Genomic DNA, 17,203 nt, shown 5'->3' with positions numbered 1-17,203 from the left:
GGGCTTAGGTGTTCCTGGGGGGATTTTCCTACTTTGTTCCGTAAACGTCCTTGGTGAGAGATGCATTGGTAGAGCGTCCACCGACTGTATCCCTGACACTTATTGTAGAATGGGCAATGGACGCTCTACCAATACAGCTACTTTTCCTACCTATTCGGGATCACGATCCTGGAGTCCCTTAACCTGCGGTCACACCCATCACATCTGGCACGAACTTCATAATTTGACGGGTATAGCTCTCAGCGTCTGCAATGCTCGACGCGAGGGATGCAGCTGCGCTGTCAAACACATTTTTTGAAGGCGTCAGTCCAAAGAATTTACTCAGCTCAACCACATGTTCGTGGATTTGACGCAAGATGAGATTTGCGTTCTGCACCCTAGGAATATCCTCAATGGTCAGCACTTCTACCAGATGCGCGAAGCGCCATAAGAGGGCGCGCTGCTCCTGGGCAGTGCTCATCCAGTCACGCAGAGCACCATGCGTCTCTTCCTGTGATTTCCCGTCCATGCGGTTGAAATCATCCCGGTTCTTTTCAAAATTGGTCAGCATCATCCTACCTCGACTTCGCGGGCACGAGAATCGCGCCCCTACACTGATGCGGCCCTGCTAATGCTGGGCTTGGGCGTACCTTGCGCTATTGCGGGCTGATCGGTTTGATCGGTTTGATGCGGTCATAACCCGGTGGAGGCGGCTCCATATCATTATTGAGCATTGTCATGAGGTGGTCGTACTCCTCCAGCGTGATGTCACCGTCACCCAAGGCATTCTTAATCAAAAGGCGGAGTAAATCCTTCGAGATATTTTTATTTGGGCCCGGGGAGAGCCTCCTGAACTTTAAGATTTCTTTAACCAGTTCAATGAATCTGAGTGTGCCCATCGTGACTCCCTATCGTTTGTATTCTTCTTGAACTGGTGAACTCGTCCGGCGAACCAGTTCGAGTTGGTTAGTTTCGTTTTATTACGAAGACGCTGGGTATTTATCGCAAGCTAACCAATCAGCTGCAGCAGTGCCAGCGTCACCACCAGCCTCAAACCGTTCGTAAAACCATCCAACATGCTCTTCCGTATCTATCTCAGGCGAACTGACGCCGTACCTCAACAGCGATACATGAATAGATTCGAGCCAGAGCTTAAAAAGCTGATCGTCACGTCGACCGCCAATTTCCATGAAATCGCGCATGGCATCAACAAATTCATCATTACGATGATCAACGCTACGAAGGGTTTGAAGTGCAGTTAGCAGCTCACCCCGGGTCGCTGTGGGAGTCACACTGAGTCCGACTGCCTTCAACTCTTCTTGAACCCACACGTACTCAGGTTGAGGAGCCATCTACGACTCCTTTTTAACCGCTAAGGACAAAGCCGTGAACAGAGCTCTGCAGGCCATGTTGTAGGCCTCCAGTAGCTCCGAGCTTTGGCGCTTGTAATCTTCAAGCTCAAGGCCTGTAAGCGGTTCGGTGCTGAGGGACTTAGGCTGGTCCAAATATTCAGACTCAGCTACCTTCGCAGCTTCAATAAAGACATTTAACGAAGTTATATCAATCGTGCTCATACAAATTCTCTCCTTGGTTAATCAGCTATCTCTACGGCTCTCCATGGTCCGCTGACTAACTGCGGACCATGGAAACGGTGCTGTTCAATGGAAGCATAAGCTCGTCCTGGTGCATCTACGATTTGGCCCTGGCCTACGCCGCCATACCCACAATTGCTCAATAATAACAACTGCTCCCCTCTTCACTCGGACGCGAAAAACAACGACCCTACTACTGACCCAACCCCGCGTCTTACGGCGAGGTTGGAGTGTTTCCATAGAGACTACCGGGATAATGCCTTAAGTATCATTTGGCGTAGTACTGGACTGCTGGCTTCGATGTAGCGCACCAGTTCCCAGGCGCCCAACTGATGTATATCGGAAAGCGGAATTTTGCGAATACGGGTATAGTCTGCATCTGACATAACGGATACCTTTTGCGGGGTTTCGGTGTGTTATGAGCGCCAAGGTGGTCGAAGACCTTGGCGCTCGATCCTTTTCTACTTGCTGGTTCGCTGCCCTTCCCTCCCCTGCTATCGCTCGCATACCGACTATCGCTACGATTCAGGACTCCACTACCACGGAGAGTTTTGTTGGGTCGACAGTCTTTAAAAATTCTTCAAACTGCTCCATGACCAGATTGGGATTTATCCCATCCTGACACTTCAGTTCAAGCTTCTGGCCGGACAGTTTCATGGTGCCGATTCCAACTACAGCCCTAGGCGCAAATGCAGGGGCAACCGGGTTAGAGCATGCTGAGATTTTTTGTGCAATCTGGCGCAGCGCCTGTTCCTGCTTTGTCCCCTTATCGACCATGCTTAGAACTTGTCGCTCGACAATGTGCTGATGCTTGCCTGCTAGTTCTACAAACTTCTTGGCATAGTTAGCTGTGATAAGGCCAGGATGCTGATCCAGCACTTCCCGAATTGCAGGGGTAAGCTTCATCAAATCCAGGCAACGGCTGACTACGGAGCGATTGATACCCAAGCGGCGAGCAATGGCACTCTGGCTCTTGTCATTGCCGTTCTTTAGGTAACGATCGTAGCTACGAGCGAGTTCATAATCAGTTAATTGCTCGTGCTCGTTATCAGCTAGGGCGAGCAACATGGCCATGTCGTCATTCATCGGCTTAATCACTGCCGATATGGTGTCCCATCCTAGGATGGTGATAGCTCTCCAGCGCCGTTCACCACCGACCAGTTCATACCGGCCGTTTGGTAGCGGCCTTACAAGAATTGGTTTCCCAAGGCCAATTTCACCGATGGATTCTGCGAGTTGCGAGATAGCTACGGCGTCAAAAACCATCCGGGGCTGATAAGGAGATACATCGATGAGGGATAACTGGATCTCCTGCAAAGCTTGGTCATTAGTGATCAACTCACCAATCAACGGCTCAACATTCTTTGCGTCCAGCTTCTCAAGCATCGCTGCCCTCCCCTTCGCGCTTGAAGGGGCACCCGCTGGGATTTCTGCTGGTTTGCGAAGGCCAATTACAGCTGGCTTCGGTTTACCTGGGTAATCTTCCGACTTCATATTTGAACCTCCAGGAGGCAGTGTTGCTAGTAGCAACAAAAAATCTTAGGGGTTGTTGCTAGTAGCAACAACTCAAGCAGATGCAAGTTCACGGATTTTGTCGATTATCTCTCGGTGAACGCTGCGTACAGGCCCAAGACTTTTGGAGGTTGCTCCTTTCCATAGAAGCAACGGAATGCCTTCGTCCAGCGATTTGGCATATTCCTCCGAGACGTAGATTTTTTCCTCAGTGACCCGATTCGGAAAAAGCTCATTCAGTCGGTAGAGGTTATTGATGAGGGATGGACGATTGCGAATGAACATGGTCGGGATTGCTAACATCTTCGGTGCATAGTCGTATTCCCTCGCAAAGCGGGCGCACCAATCATTAAGACGAAGGAGAGCCCGAAACGAGAACTTATCCATTCGAATCGGGCACAACAGCAAATCACTTGCAGCGACTGAATTTTTAGTCAATCGGGAACCTGCCGGTGCGTTGTCGATAATGATCAGGTCATAACCTGAAAGATCACATCCGGGAATTCCCCCGGAGTTTGCTTGCTCAATCCAGCGGGCATACCACATATCAGCATTGTTAGAGGCATCCAGTGCAACCCCTAAATCCTCAATGGAGGTATCTGCAGGGATTAAATGAATACCATCCTCGCCAAATGGTTTCTTTATAACCTCGTCTAGCGACTTAGGGTCAAAAGCACGCATCCGCAATAGTGGGCTAATCAGATTGCCAAGATGGCCATCGACCAAGCGGTCCTGTGGGATTCCCATATCAGTTAGATCGTCTGGCCCCAAGTCTGGGTCATAACCCAGCATGCTGGACGTATCACCTTGCGGATCGTTGTCGATAATGAGTGTTTTCAATCCAGCGAACTGGGCGGATAACGCCAGGTTAACCGCTGTAGTGGTTTTTGCTGTCCCCCCCTTTGGGACAAAAGTTGAAACGACAATCTGACGCCCTAAACCCTTCGAGTGGCCCAGCTTGCGACGAAGTGCGGCAATTGTAAAAAGATCAGCAACACCATAAACCCGAGCTGAAGAAGTACCACGGGGAATGCGTCGAATTTCAACACCGTTCTCCTCTTCAATATCTTTCAAACGCCGGGTAGTAAGCCCGAAGCACTCCGCAGCAAATTGCGGAGAGTAGGTCAGATTTCCGTAATCAACGAAACTCTGGAGATCCTGCTGAAATTCTTCATTCGAGTTCATGTAAGCGCCCTTCCGTGCATTGAGAACTTATTATAGTTCGTGAATCTTTAATGTAAATACGATAATTCAGGAATTTAAGCTATTTTAGCCAATTAACCTGAACCCTACTTGTTGCTAGTAGCAACAACCTCACTGTGGCCGTCATATCACGGCCACAGTCCGCACTGAATATCTGTCAGATGCTCATAGCAACCTGCCCGCCTACATCGACAAAGCTATCGAGATTACAGCCACGCAGCCGCACCGCGTTTCGCAACAGCGAGTGCGCTTGCTCGTCATCGAGATCCATAAAATAGGCGTCATCGATAAGTCCGCTAATTTCGCTCTGCTTCATACCCGCATCTATGGCCTGACTCAAGAGTCGTGGGGAGAGACGATCGTATTTACCGAACAGCACCAACCGGGGGTGATCGATAAGATTGTTTGCCATGAAAAAAGAGTAAGCAAACCCCTCTGGCGTCACACTTCTCGCATTTTTTGTAGCAAGACTGCGGCCACCGTACTTGCGGTGCATTTTTGAACCCTCAATCGGTGAGACTGGGGCTACAGGCAGATCTGCGTTGAAGCGACCCCAAATCAACGTCTTCTTGGTGTATGGGTCCCCAACATGACATGGATCAAATGAAAGCCTCCACGAAGGAAGTCCCACCAGTTTTTCGAGCCGGCCAACTGGGTTCTCGATAGCCCACAAAGCAGGTTTGTAATACTCGATAACGCGAAGGGTCTGGTGAACCAATTCAACAGATGCAATGGTCCGCCCGTCCAAATCCTTGGCACCAAAATGTCTGCATCCTGACCGGGCAAAGTCAGTACAAGGGCATGCAGCAAGAATCGCAAAAACATCCTGCCCATAGAAATCACCGAACCATTCCATGAAGAATTCAACACTGAAATTATTCACGTCGCCCAGTTCTGGGTTGTCCTGGATGTCAAAGCGATATACCTGGTAGCCAGCCTCTTCCCATGGCTTGGACCATTCACCTGAGGTGTCGAAAAGCGATAGGACAATTTTGTCACTGTTATCCATGCATGCTGCTTGGCTTTTAGCATGGGCCTTCCAGTGATCAATGCGATTACGTGCCTGCGTAGAAGTCAAGTATTGCTGACACTTATTTGCCAATCGAACTACATCCGATTTTGCAGGCTGGTCAAAAAGATGGTGAGCCCCTGCCGATTTCTCATGCGCTTGCGCCTGTGAGAATTCCGATACCATAGCTTTCAATGCTAATGCCGAACCCATGCCATACACTCCTAGACTTATTTCATAGCTGCCCAGTGGTAGCCGCCACTGCTGGTTTGAGGTCTTCAGTATAAACCCTATACGTACGTACATACGTAAATACCCTGTTGTTGCTACTAGCAACACTGAACACCCATCGGTTTATTTCTTCGCCTAGGGTTCTGGAAGTCGATACAAAAAAGCCCAGTGTTGCTAGTAGCAACACTGGGCTCCCTTGGTTTCCCTCGCTAAATTTTTCGGACGTCGACACAAAAATGCCGCTTGTTGCTACTAGCAACACTGAGCATCCTTAGGATTACTACTTCGAAATTGGACTCTAGCCGTCGATACATATATCGACATGACTCATATCCTTGACCTGACACGCCTATGCCTGACGACTTCCATCGAGCAACCGATAATGTCCGCTCGATCTTGATTAGGCTGTTTCCCCTGCTAATGATCATAAACAGGAAAATCATGTCCAGTCTTTTGGAAAGGCGACACACCGAGAAACTGAATGCAGTTTGAAACCTGATGAAAGGGAGTATTTGCAGCATGTGAGAGGATGGCGGCGTGATACGCACCGAGAAATAGCTCGATGAGAAAAAGCACATCCTGGGGGAGGGGAGTAAGCTGGTTTACCTGGTTACATGCGCCGCGCACGAACGTCTTCAGCTGTCGTATTAGCGACCAGTAACTGATCACATCTGTCGCACACTGTACTGCTGACATGTGCAAGAAAAAGAGCAGAAAACGGTGGACACATTATGAGCCCTAACTGACCTAACTCCAGTATCTACTGGCTAATACCCCACATTTCGGCAAGAGCTTTTTCGATCAGCGCTGAAGCCGTCGTCTTGTTTTTGAAAGCCTCTTCTCGCAAGCGTTCGTTATAATCAATGCGAAGGCTTATCGTTTTATTTGCGCGGATCGGGGCTTCACTCTTTGGTTTCGGGGCACTAGGTTTATCCTTCATACAAACACCTCTGAATATAACTTTGGTCAATGGGCATTATTATACATGTACGCACGTACGCAAATACATACGTACGTACAAGTGAACCAACAGGTTACTCAGCGTGGTCGTCCTTATCGGACCTAAGTAGACCAGACGTTCGACGGTATTCCTGCAGTTGCTGGATGGTGTGAGAAAGGTTGCGTATCACATAGTCAGGAAAACCTTTCTTTCCGGCCTGATGTCGCTCCTCAAGCTCACTGATGCGAGCCGGATCAAGGCCTAAGCGTATCAAAGTGAGCTCATCACCAAGCTCCAACGCCCTATTTGCTTCGAGCATGACACTTTGAGCCGCTTCAAGCTTATCAATTTCATCCTGCAAGTGCTGGGTGTCATCGCGGTCAACAGATCTCAGAGGTATACGCTTCATTTAATAGCTCCTAGACTTCGTTTTTCCCCGGTAGCCGCCAGGGGTAGCTCGATCGAGCCACAAATCCATTATACGTACGTACGTACGTATATAGAAGGCGTAAAAAAAGGCTGCACAAGCAGCCTCAATTTGTCGGCGATATACGATTACACAGGGACGAAACGCTCTAAGTTTTCAAACCAAACTGCTTTGTCTGTTGCTACCAGCTCTTCAGACAAAAGCTTAGTGTTCCTGGTGTAAAAAACGATTTTGTGCGGCTTACAGCTCTTATCCAGAGCCATCCTGTAATCAGGTAACGAATCTCGCTTGATGATCTTGCGCACGTCAGCCCTAAAATGACGCAAGTCTTGAGTAGAACCGCATTTTTGCTGCATTAGAACGATGTCTGCTTTCCAAATAGCCTTGTTACCGACGTGCTTACGAGCAAGCTCATAAAGACGACGCTCAAGTGGCATCCTCAACGCAAAATAACGTCGATCAATGGTCAAAACTTCGTAGTGGAGGAGGGCGTTGTACATCCAATCCGAGATCTGCACGATACATTCAAGAACGCCTTTCCCATTACCGGTTTTCTTCGTGATTGTGTAGTCATGAATCCAGCCAAAACCTTTGGTCTGCTCCTCTCCCCCAGTAACGATATTCGTCTCGATCTGTGTGCCTTTGAGCCTCCGCAGCATGTCTAGAATGTTCGCGTAAGCATTCCCGCCAGGCTCTCTATCTGTACCAAGAAGAAAATCATAGGAATCAAATTTGACGGTGTTTGAGATGGGTAAACCAGCCTTACGACCTTCGATAATTTGGGACCCAATGAACAGTAATAAATCCTTATCGAAAACCGTAGCAGCACCAATTACAGGAGGGATGATCCGTACGTGCTTGTTGGTGCCATGCTGGTGGTACTCGCGGATTGCGGTATCCGGAATTGTTGAGAGAGAAAAAAGCGGAAATTCCATGCTGGCCAGATCATCCTTAACTGGCCACTCAACCATATTGGCCTGGAACATATCAGCCTGAACATAAGGGGCAAGGCTCGACTTACGACCTCGTTTAGGTTTTTGCTCGCCTACTTCGCTCATATCTGACTTCTTCTTCTCTGAATCGCTGCAGTTTACATGGGATCTTAATCGTGGCTCATGCTGCCGAGCCAAGTTGAGGAGTCGCTAAGGAATCGTTATCATGGATAAATCCAGACGCTCCTAGACGAGTTCAACCTGGTAGAAGCCCAGATCGGTAGCCGCCATCTGGGCTTCGTCTTTTCTGCGGTTACAAAAGACTGTGATCAGCCAAAATCACCATCTCAGAAAGAACACAAAGCTCGCCGCGGATCTTAGCCAACGTACCACGTTGATCACCGCGTACTTTACGGCCAGCTTCCATCTCTTTAATGCTCTGATCATAGGTGAACGTAGGTCCCGCCCAATCGCTAAGCCGGACGAAAGCCCATGCTTCGCCCTCACGATATTCTCGGCTGTACACCGCGCTAGTCACTACATACTCACGACCCTTGCTCTTCACAGTTGACACCGATGGCACCTTGTCGCCGGCAGAAGAAAACTGCATGCAGGAAACCGAATTTTCCCACCTGCAGTAAGCCTCAGGAATGACAGAAACGTTATCCCGAAAGCTAGGCCGGAAAAAACAAGAGCGCCAAGGAAGAAACTCAGCCCAGTACCTTGAATCTCCAGTGCTTAGCCACCCGTGTACGATGATAGAGCCAACATTTTCAACGTAGATACCAATCACTTTAGATCGCGGTGCGGAACGGACCTTACATTCTGCGTCAGCACCCACACCACTAGTCGCAACACGATTCAATTCGAGCCATGTGTGATCATTGAAATGAGCGACTGCACGCCACAAAGAAGGCCGCGCATCATCGCTACTCGCCTGAGAAAGAGATTGCTCGCTCGCTTCAACACCTTGTAAGAAAAAAGGCAGAAGGTCGGCTGAAATATTAGCCAGGTTAGCACGTGCCTTTGCGACCATCCGAGTGTAATCGGCAAGGTTGAAGCAGGGAGAATTCCAGCACCCAGATTCACTAATAGTGACATCTACACTGGACTCATCGAAAAACAAACCAATTTGCAACTGATTCATGTGAACCATGCTCCTAGAACGTTGAGCTGGTAGCCGCCAGGTAGGCTTCTCAACGAAACTATTAGAACAGATAGTAGCACGATATACGTACGTACGTATATACGTAAAGAGGTGGTCTTGAAGTGAACCCTGTAATACGCATGGGTTGATGTACGGCAACACTCCCTATCTGCGCCTATGGGCTATCACCTGGATCAATCAACACAGCATCAAAAGCAGGTCTCGTGGAGAAGTCTTGGCCCTGAGGCGTAGAACCCTCAACGGCAGGTATCTGATTGGTACCATATTTAACACCCAATACCGTGATGGCCTGGCTCGGGCTGGTGGCCGAAACAGATGTCGCATTGGTTAACGGCTTTGGTTTTGTCTGCAGAGCAACCACTACACTTTCACGAGTCTCGTTAATGACGTGTCGGTAGGTGGCCACTGTCTGCCTGGTCAATCCAGACATGGTTGCAAGCGCAGCAATAGCTAAGGGCTTAGCTTGCTGAAGAAGCACGCGGCAGGCTGCACGGATTTTGGATTCAGTGGCTTTCTGCCGTACTTCATGGGTACGCCTTGCAGCGAGTCTTTGCCGTTCTTCCAGAGGAGTAGACTTGTCCAGTTCCATTACGCCCCTATGGCACCGACTGTTGCCTGTGTAACGGTGCCATGTCCATCGTGCGATAGATCGAACGGTTGAACGGATTGAGGACAGAGGTAAGTCGTCACGAAATCCGCCTCGACCACCAAATTGATTACAGTTATGAGCATGTGCGGTAAGGCGCTGCATGAATTGGTCGTAGCTACCAAGTTCACGCTCATTTTTGACGATGCTGTACGCAAAAAACCGTAGGTTCTCAAAAAGCATGCAGTGTCGAGAATGAGATACTGCGTCTAGGTTCGGACCTTTACCCCATGGGGGTATTGGCTCAAGGTCAACACACTCAGCTAGGTCCGCAAGCTCGTAGACGTTGCTATGCAGTTCCCTTGTGTGCCACCAAGGATGTCCTGGAGTCTTAGCAACTGGTCCACCGTGATACTCGGGATCTGCCTTAAGCCGGTCAACGAAAGCTTTATAGATCGCTTTCATGTAGCGGATTGGTTTGTCCCGGGCGCTATCCGATGTGCATACAGGAATAATTGCGTAGTAGAGATGGCAAGATCCGGAATGACGGTTGCGTACAATCAGATTGGGAGGGGGAAGGCCCGTATCGTCCCAGATGAGGGTATTGGCGTGGTCAAGGTCGAAAATTAGCCACGACACTCGATCTAACCGGTTGACCTGCATGTAGGGATAGCGGATTGCGTGCTTGCGTGGACGGACTCGCGTAGCCGTTTTGTTGTCACTGCACCTTGGTAGATACGAAGCTTCCTCAAAAACTCGATTGAGGGCTGTATTAGGCACAAAAAAACGAGGGTCTACAGCCGTCTGAAGTGCACCAGGTTTAGCCTGATTCACAGTAGAAAATCCGTACACAAATACAAGGTAAATTCAGCGCGATAAAAGTCGCGGTGTACCTTGCACGCAAAGGCGCAGGTGTCCATAATCGAGCTACCTAATCGGTGAGCCTCACGTCAACTATCTGCCAGGATGAGACGTGAAGGCTCTTTTTTTTGCCCAGCGTTTGCCAGGGGTTTTTTTGTACTCTTGTTCTTCAGCCTTGGTTGGCCGATCTCCTTAGAGTTGCTTGTATGGTTTCTAGAAGCCAAAGGCATCCACGGAGAAGAGGGGAGTGGAGGGGGTAATTTTCACACCTCGACACCTTTTTAAAAACTTCTGTGGATCTAGATTCCAGCGAAGGCTAGAGCTTGCAAAAGCTCACGTCAACCCTCTGCAAGCCCCGTGCGACGTGGCTTTCAGCAATTCTAATTAGTTATAAAATCTTTTTTTTTGTTAGATCTGTAAAGCAACGTGCGCGTGTTATACGAAGCTCATGATCGCTACAGGCCACGTGGGTCTTGCGTCTAAGGATGACCGTGTGTCGGCGATATACGAAACAGGTGTCGGCGATATACGACAAAAGTGTCGGCGATATACGATCAGATGTGTCGGCGATATACGAGGCTATCCACAGGCAAAAAAAAGTTGTCGGCGATATACGATTCCTCTCCAAAACCTCCCCTCTAGAGCAGTTCAAGCTCGCGATCATCCCCAGAAACCATCTACCCCCTCCCAAAACCCACAAAACCCCTCCTAAACCCCACATTTCTGGGGCTTTAGGCACCTTTGATAGCCGCAAAACGTCGGTGATATACGACACCGACCCAAAAACGTCGGTGATATACGAACACCCCAGCAGACTTCGTACAGGCAATGTGCCACTAATTGAAATTCCGTATCGTGGCTGCCTTAGGAAGGTAATTCCGTGTGCAAGCCTTGATTTAACCAGCCCGACATTGAACATTATCTATTGACCGATTCCGCATCATGGTTAGAATACGGAAAACGGAGAAGATGAAATGACCAAATTGCGAGAGCCAACATCAGATGTTCAACGCGAAGCACCGGTTGGCGGCGGCAACGATTTGGGCCGTAAGGAATATGAGCAAGATCTGCTTGAGATAGCGAAGCGTCTGCACCAGAACGTGGATGCCGTTGATCCAATCATCCGTGACCAAAAGGATCGAAAACATCTCAGCAACCTTTCAGGCGCTCTTGCCAAATCAAACATGGTTTTGACCTGGGGACTTGTGGCGTCAGTAGCCCTCAACGGGATGCTCGGTTGGTTTGCTGTTCACCCTGACCGCCAATATTTTGCTGCTGATGGGACGCGAGTGATTCGTCTGGTACCACTTTCAGAACCTTATCTGAAGCCAGCCGACGTTATCCAGTTCGCCCGGGATGCCATCAATCGTTCGCTGACAATCAATTTTCAGCAATACCGAGGTCAACTGGAGGACTCACGGCAAGACTGGACGCGTGAGGGATTCAAACAGTTTTTGCAACAGCTTGAATCTGGTGGATATCTGGACTCGATCAAGACTAAGCGCATGAATATGACCGTTACCGCAGGTACCGGCGTGATTGTTAGTGATCGGCTTGTAAACGGGATTTATATACGCAAGGTCGAGCTTCCGATAGAGATCAAGCTGACAGGTCAGGTGACCGAACAGCCGGCCCAAAACTTTATCGCTCTCGTGACAGTTACCCGCATCCCCACGCTGGATTCTCTGGTGGGCGTTGCCCTCGACAACATCGTCATCAAGCCCCGCTAAGGGAGGAACCATATGAAACCATTTCAGCTTGTAATGCCGATGCTTGTCTTGGCAATTAACACAGCGTACGCGCAGGATACTCAAGTACCACAAAGCGGTGGCATGCTCCCTGGTGCTGAGCAACAGCCGCAATTCCAGCAACAGCAACAGCCACCGGCTGGACAATGGGTTCAAGTGAAAGGCCCCGGAGCACCTGGGAATTTTCCTGTGGCTCCTGGTCAAGCCACTACCAATGTTAACCCTCAGATGCAAAATGCCTTTCCGCAAACGAACTACGGCGCTGGAAACTACGCAGTAGGCGGCGGCCAACCTCAGGAAAACGTTGCAAACCAAACGCAACAGAATGGCGTCGCTCCTCTCCCTCCATTGCAGGCACCAGAGGGATCAAACGACTTTAGTGAGGCCATGAAGGTTGTGGCCCCATTTGCTCCTGGGCAAATTCGAGAGATGCGGGGAAGCCTTGAGGAAACGAGGAAAGCAAAAGCATATCAACCTGTAAGAGCTATTCCGCGAATTACCAGTGTGTCTGTCGACTTAAGTCCTGGGGCCTCACTACCCGTTTTGAGGTTGATGCCAGGTGAGATCTCCAACTTGGTAGTTCTCGACTCGACTGGCGCACCTTGGCCCCTGGCAATCACTCCAAAGATTTCCAAAGACGGGGTATTTACTGCTGAATGGATGAAAGGGTCGCACGTAGTGGTGGTGTCGACCACATCCTCCTACGAATCAGGAAACTTAGCGCTTTTTCTGCAAGGGGCAACAACACCCGTTGTTGTGAAGCTCGTTACAGGGGAACCTGACGGCAAGAAAGACAATAAGTCACGAATTGTGGATGCCCGCCTCGACATGCGGATTCCAGGTCGTGGACCCTACGCAAAAGCACCATTAATGGGGCCGGGGAAAATTGCTCTTTATGACGACACACTTCAAGGGTTTCTTGACGGGATTCCACCGAAAGACGCAATAGCAATTGTCATGCATGGCGATGTACCTGCGCAAACGAAAGTATGGCAATACAACGGCAACATCTTCGTCCGCACACAGCAAGAAATTCAAACGGCTTTCGATCAAAGTTTAGCCTCAGGGGATGGGACGAAGGTTTACCAGCTTCCGGCAACTCCGTTCGTAACTCTGTCCCAAATGGGCCAGGCAGTTACTCTCCAACTTGACATCAACTGAGGTTCTAATGGGTACTCAAGCTGATATTGGTCGCCAAACAAAAGTCATTTTGGCAATCGTAGTAAGTGTGGTTATAGCTGGTGGCTATCTCGGCTACACATGGCTCCAGAACCAGAATAAAAATAACTCTTCTGTTCGGGGTATTACGACGAATGGTAAGGGCACAAAAACAGAAGAAAGTGAGCAGTATCGACAAGTACTTGACAAATACAACTACGCTAACGCGAAAGAGGCTGAATCTAGCGGAGGATCATATATGTCCGTTATGTCAGCGCAATCTGTGAAACCTGTAACTGGCGCAACAACTCCACAGCAACAGCCTCAACAGGTCAACTACTACTACCAGCAGCAACAACAGCAGCAGCAGCAAGTAGTTACTCGTAACAAAGAATACGATAAGCAAATAGCCGCGCAAGTTAAAGGCTTGATGGGTGCCTGGGTAGAAAAACCGCACACGTCCGGAACAGTTAGTGATGATACCGCTTATGCCCAGTCGATCATGCCTGCATCCTTCGCCTCTGCGGGAGGTACAGGTACCTCAAATCAAAATGCAGGTAATGTACCTACGAAAGCGCCGGACGTAGTAATTGTACCGGGCTTCACACTCGTGCCTGCCATTCTCAAAACTGAGATTGATACTGACGAAAACTCAATGGTTCGTGCAGAGATCGCGACAGGGCCATTTACTGGGGCCGTCTGCTTTGCTATGGGTTACAAACGCATCAATGAAACTGTAGATATGACCTTCTCGTATATGGAGTGGAAAGGTCATTCATACAAAATCAATGCGAAAGCTGTAGATCCAGACAGCATGCGAACGGCACTATCAGGTGAAGTGAATAACCGTTACTTCGAGCGCATCATTCTTCCTGCACTTGCTATTGCGATAGGAAAAACTGGCCAGCTCTATGAGCAGGGAAGTTCTCAGAACATTATCACCAGCCAAGGCGCAGTCATTTCAACCTATCCAGAAACACCTAATGGTGCTGCCGTTGCAGGAACATTTGCGGGTGGCATGGGCCAACAGGCCGGCAAAGTACTCGCAAATGACGCAGCTAACATGCCGCAAAAGCAGGTAATCAGACCAATGGGCTCAACAATCGGTATTCAATTCATTGGTCCCGTTATGGCCAGTGATGCATTGGATAAAAATGCTATTCAAGCCAATCAAAAAGATGAATTGAATATCCTGAGCCAGCCTGCTGGACAGCCGAAGTCACAATATCGCTTATCGCCTAATGCGACAGGCAGCGGCGACCAAGAAGGTATGAACAGCGGTTATCCAGGGTTTACACCTGGACTCGGCCAACCTAACACAATGAATTCGACTCGCTACTGAGTCAGCGCTGAAAGGATTTCAAAATGACGACACAGACAGCGGGCGATATTGATGTATTTGCTTCCCCAGCCCCGAAAGCAAGTGTGGCTCAACCGGACGCAGATCCGAAAATGACGAAAGAAACCTCGGCCAAACAAAACATGAACTCTTTTGTAGAAAAGGTGAGGCCTTGGCATTTTTTTGCCGTTATCGCTGTAGTTGCTGCGACCTGGATCTTCGCACCGAAGTTTTTTCATTCAAATGATTCGGTCTCTCAAGACCGGCAGTTAACATCGCAAAATGCCCAACCCACGTACCAAGCGTATGAACGCCCAAAAACTGCGAAAGCGGTAGAAGAAAAATTGCTTCCGCCAACAGATACGCAACAAACAAAAGATTTAATTCAGGTCCAAGACCAAGTTGCAACATTTGCCAAAATCACTTCCGAACTGCAGAGCCAGGTTCGAGAACTACAGGCCAAAATCGCTGTGCTGGAATCTCGTCCACAAGATGCCGCCCCCTTGGCTAAAGAAAGGATCAGAGGCACACGGAATCAGCCTATTGTACGGACCAGCTCCACTCCCAAGTCGTTAGCTGGATACAGCATTAATACCGTATATGCAGATCAAGCTTGGCTGCAGCACGACCAGAAGACATTCGTTGTGCAAGTGGGTGATGTTTTTGATGGCATCCGCATTCTTCGCATTGATCCAGTATCTCGCCAGGTTAATACAAACCTCGGCATGATCCGCTAAGGAGTACGTAATGGATCTCGCGAGCATGATCATTGCGGCAGCAAATTCGCTGACCGGAGTGATATGGGCACTTTTGTGGAGCCTTGGTGCCTTGCTAGGCATCGTGTACGCAGGAACAGTGCTTCGCAGGATGCAGCTTGCCAGTATTCAACCAGGGCGACGCCCAATTTCTGGTGGCGGCACCATGATGGTTCTTATCATTGGTGCACTCCTTTTCAACCTATCAGGAACGATTGGTACTGTCTGGACGACATTCTCAGAAGGGCAATCAAACTACGGAGCAATCTCCTGGAGTGGTGCAGAGCAGTTCGGTAAGTTCAAAGAGGCAGTGAATGCAGTACTAACCCTGGCAAGTCTTGCTGGTGGGTTCTTTTGTTTTAAGGGTTTATTGCTTTTGAAAAAAGCAAGCATCGACGGAGAATCCTCCAACGGTGCAGACGATTTGATCTGGCGTGCTTTGACTCACTTAATTGCAGGTGCAGGCCTAGTTCATGTCGACAAAATGATCGATGCGTTTCAAGAAACATTCAAACTTTACTGGTAGATAATAACGGAGCGTTCTCATGAAAATTAATCCTTTTGAAGCTGTCGGTGATGCAGTACGCAAAGCCCACGTACATTTGATCACCAAAACCGAAGAGTACAGTCGTCACCCGGTCCAGCGTCGCATCATGTTGGCCAGCGCAGGCCTGACCATGACAACCATGTTCGTTGCGCAAGCACACGCTGATGGCTTCGCGGATATGGGTACAAAGGCTGCTGATCAGGGTGACTCATTAAAAGACAGCTTCGGCAAACTTTTCGCTGTGATGGGATTTGGTGGTGCCGGTTGGGGTGGCATGAACATGTGGAAGAAAACACAGCAAGGCGAGAATAGTCGCATCACTGGCACCCAAATTTGGGGCCCGCTATTAGGGGGCGCAGCCCTCGGCGCAACCGGTTTCATGATGACTACTGCGGGCGAAACAGTGGGTATCGATGCCGGTCAGCAAGGCGTCATTCCTTAACCCACAGCAGAACAGGCAGCCCCAAAAGGCTGCCTTGGAGGTTTGATGAGCAGCGTAGACAATCAGTCAGACATAGTGGTCCCGGATGCTTTGCTCGGTCGAAACTTCGAACGCCCAGCACTTCCTAGCATGAACTTGTCAACCAAAGCTCAAGTGTGGGGCGACAAAGAAGTAGCTTCGACGGAGCCTGGCAAGAAGTCCTTGAGCCAAGAGTTGCGTACTGAAGTAATTCGCGAGAGTAAACAACGCTGCTATTTTTGCGGGTTTCCGTCTCAAAGTTTGGAAATACACAACATTAATCACAACCACCAAGACGTACGTAAGGAAAATCTACGTGCCGTCGATGCTCTTTGTCATGGTTGGCAGCATCTTGGGGAGTTAGGTGAGGGGAACGCTTTCATCGGCTACCTTCCAGGACTCGTAGCTCAGGACGTAAACAATCTACAGCGATGCATATTTGTTGCCTTGGAAACTGGCGATGAAGAAACCAAGTCTGATGCTAAAAAATTGTTGAATTGGCTCGCTTCACACAGACAGTACACTGAAGCGGCGTGGGGGACTTTCGAACCTGGTGTTTTTGCAAATGCATTGATAAAAATGGAAGGCGTAGGTGCAGATGTTCACGGGGTTGTATTTAGAGATCTTGCGGTAATTTTTAACCCTGGGACCTACAGTGTAAGCGCTCAAAAATGGGCTCATGATGCTTATAAATCTACACCTACAGCATCTTGGCCAAACTTGTATCACGAAATAATTAATGCGCCGAGCTGAAGG

The 17,203-nt window shown here is 49.2% G+C and carries 19 protein-coding genes; 7 read left to right on the top strand and 12 right to left on the bottom strand.

Features of this window, described 5'->3' with window-relative positions:
- Positions 1 to 178 precede the first annotated feature (178 nt).
- The 12 genes from RGV06_RS25335 to RGV06_RS25280 form a co-directional block, all read right to left on the bottom strand.
- Entirely contained in the window at positions 179 to 553 is a 375-nt protein-coding gene (locus RGV06_RS25335; RefSeq protein ID WP_322152051.1) for a hypothetical protein, read from the bottom strand.
- An 82-nt stretch (positions 554 to 635) separates the two neighbouring features.
- Positions 636 to 878, bottom strand: a complete 243-nt coding sequence (locus RGV06_RS25330) for a hypothetical protein (protein ID WP_322152049.1) — start codon at positions 876 to 878, stop codon at positions 636 to 638.
- An 81-nt stretch (positions 879 to 959) separates the two neighbouring features.
- On the bottom strand, positions 960 to 1,331 hold the full coding sequence (locus RGV06_RS25325) for a hypothetical protein (protein ID WP_322152047.1): 372 nt from the start codon (positions 1,329 to 1,331) through the stop codon (positions 960 to 962).
- On the bottom strand, positions 1,332 to 1,553 hold the full coding sequence (locus tag RGV06_RS25320; protein WP_322152046.1) for a hypothetical protein: 222 nt from the start codon (positions 1,551 to 1,553) through the stop codon (positions 1,332 to 1,334). It abuts the gene before it with no gap.
- Positions 1,554 to 2,096: 543 nt separating this feature from the next.
- Positions 2,097 to 3,065, bottom strand: coding sequence for a ParB/RepB/Spo0J family partition protein (locus RGV06_RS25315; protein WP_322152045.1), 969 nt, complete (start codon positions 3,063 to 3,065; stop codon positions 2,097 to 2,099).
- 72 nt (positions 3,066 to 3,137) lie between these two features.
- Positions 3,138 to 4,268 carry a ParA family protein gene (locus RGV06_RS25310; RefSeq protein WP_322152043.1) on the bottom strand — a complete coding sequence of 377 codons (1,131 nt, stop codon included), beginning with the start codon at positions 4,266 to 4,268 and terminating at the stop codon, positions 3,138 to 3,140.
- A 175-nt stretch (positions 4,269 to 4,443) separates the two neighbouring features.
- Positions 4,444 to 5,508 (bottom strand): DNA cytosine methyltransferase, encoded by a 1,065-nt coding sequence (locus RGV06_RS25305; RefSeq protein WP_322152042.1) that lies wholly within the window; start codon positions 5,506 to 5,508, stop codon positions 4,444 to 4,446.
- A gap of 778 nt (positions 5,509 to 6,286) precedes the next feature.
- A complete protein-coding gene (locus RGV06_RS25300; RefSeq protein WP_322152041.1) occupies positions 6,287 to 6,466 on the bottom strand; it encodes a hypothetical protein in 180 nt (59 codons plus the stop codon).
- 94 nt (positions 6,467 to 6,560) lie between these two features.
- Positions 6,561 to 6,875 (bottom strand): hypothetical protein, encoded by a 315-nt coding sequence (locus RGV06_RS25295; RefSeq protein WP_322152039.1) that lies wholly within the window; start codon positions 6,873 to 6,875, stop codon positions 6,561 to 6,563.
- A 146-nt stretch (positions 6,876 to 7,021) separates the two neighbouring features.
- The gene (locus RGV06_RS25290; protein ID WP_322152037.1) at positions 7,022 to 7,951 is read right to left on the bottom strand and encodes a replication initiator protein A; all 930 of its coding nucleotides are present in this window, start codon (positions 7,949 to 7,951) and stop codon (positions 7,022 to 7,024) included.
- A 187-nt stretch (positions 7,952 to 8,138) separates the two neighbouring features.
- On the bottom strand, positions 8,139 to 8,972 hold the full coding sequence (locus RGV06_RS25285; protein WP_322152035.1) for a hypothetical protein: 834 nt from the start codon (positions 8,970 to 8,972) through the stop codon (positions 8,139 to 8,141).
- Between the two features lie 175 nt (positions 8,973 to 9,147).
- Complete coding sequence (locus tag RGV06_RS25280; RefSeq protein WP_322152034.1) at positions 9,148 to 10,413, bottom strand: replication initiation protein; 1,266 nt, start codon at positions 10,411 to 10,413, stop codon at positions 9,148 to 9,150.
- A gap of 1,001 nt (positions 10,414 to 11,414) precedes the next feature.
- On the opposite strand from RGV06_RS25280, the gene RGV06_RS25275 reads away from it, so the two are divergent.
- From RGV06_RS25275 to RGV06_RS25245, 7 genes are read left to right on the top strand one after another with little or no spacing between them, the layout of a single operon-like run.
- Complete coding sequence (locus RGV06_RS25275) at positions 11,415 to 12,170, top strand: DotI/IcmL/TraM family protein (RefSeq protein WP_322152032.1); 756 nt, start codon at positions 11,415 to 11,417, stop codon at positions 12,168 to 12,170.
- A gap of 12 nt (positions 12,171 to 12,182) precedes the next feature.
- The gene (locus tag RGV06_RS25270; RefSeq protein ID WP_322152030.1) at positions 12,183 to 13,349 is read left to right on the top strand and encodes a DotH/IcmK family type IV secretion protein; all 1,167 of its coding nucleotides are present in this window, start codon (positions 12,183 to 12,185) and stop codon (positions 13,347 to 13,349) included.
- 7 nt (positions 13,350 to 13,356) lie between these two features.
- Positions 13,357 to 14,688, top strand: coding sequence for a conjugal transfer protein TraO (traO, locus tag RGV06_RS25265; protein WP_322152028.1), 1,332 nt, complete (start codon positions 13,357 to 13,359; stop codon positions 14,686 to 14,688).
- A gap of 23 nt (positions 14,689 to 14,711) precedes the next feature.
- Positions 14,712 to 15,422, top strand: coding sequence for a hypothetical protein (locus RGV06_RS25260; protein WP_322152026.1), 711 nt, complete (start codon positions 14,712 to 14,714; stop codon positions 15,420 to 15,422).
- A gap of 10 nt (positions 15,423 to 15,432) precedes the next feature.
- A complete protein-coding gene (gene traQ, locus RGV06_RS25255) occupies positions 15,433 to 15,966 on the top strand; it encodes a conjugal transfer protein TraQ (protein WP_322152025.1) in 534 nt (177 codons plus the stop codon).
- A gap of 19 nt (positions 15,967 to 15,985) precedes the next feature.
- A complete protein-coding gene (locus RGV06_RS25250) occupies positions 15,986 to 16,429 on the top strand; it encodes a DUF6750 family protein (RefSeq protein WP_322152023.1) in 444 nt (147 codons plus the stop codon).
- Positions 16,430 to 16,474: 45 nt separating this feature from the next.
- The gene (locus RGV06_RS25245; protein WP_322152022.1) at positions 16,475 to 17,200 is read left to right on the top strand and encodes an HNH endonuclease; all 726 of its coding nucleotides are present in this window, start codon (positions 16,475 to 16,477) and stop codon (positions 17,198 to 17,200) included.
- Positions 17,201 to 17,203: the final 3 nt, after the last annotated feature.

It is taken from the genome of Pseudomonas sp. CCI3.1, from assembly GCF_034313985.1.
Classification (GTDB): domain Bacteria; phylum Pseudomonadota; class Gammaproteobacteria; order Pseudomonadales; family Pseudomonadaceae; genus Aquipseudomonas; species Aquipseudomonas psychrophila.
This window is presented reverse-complemented; position numbering and strand designations above follow the sequence as displayed.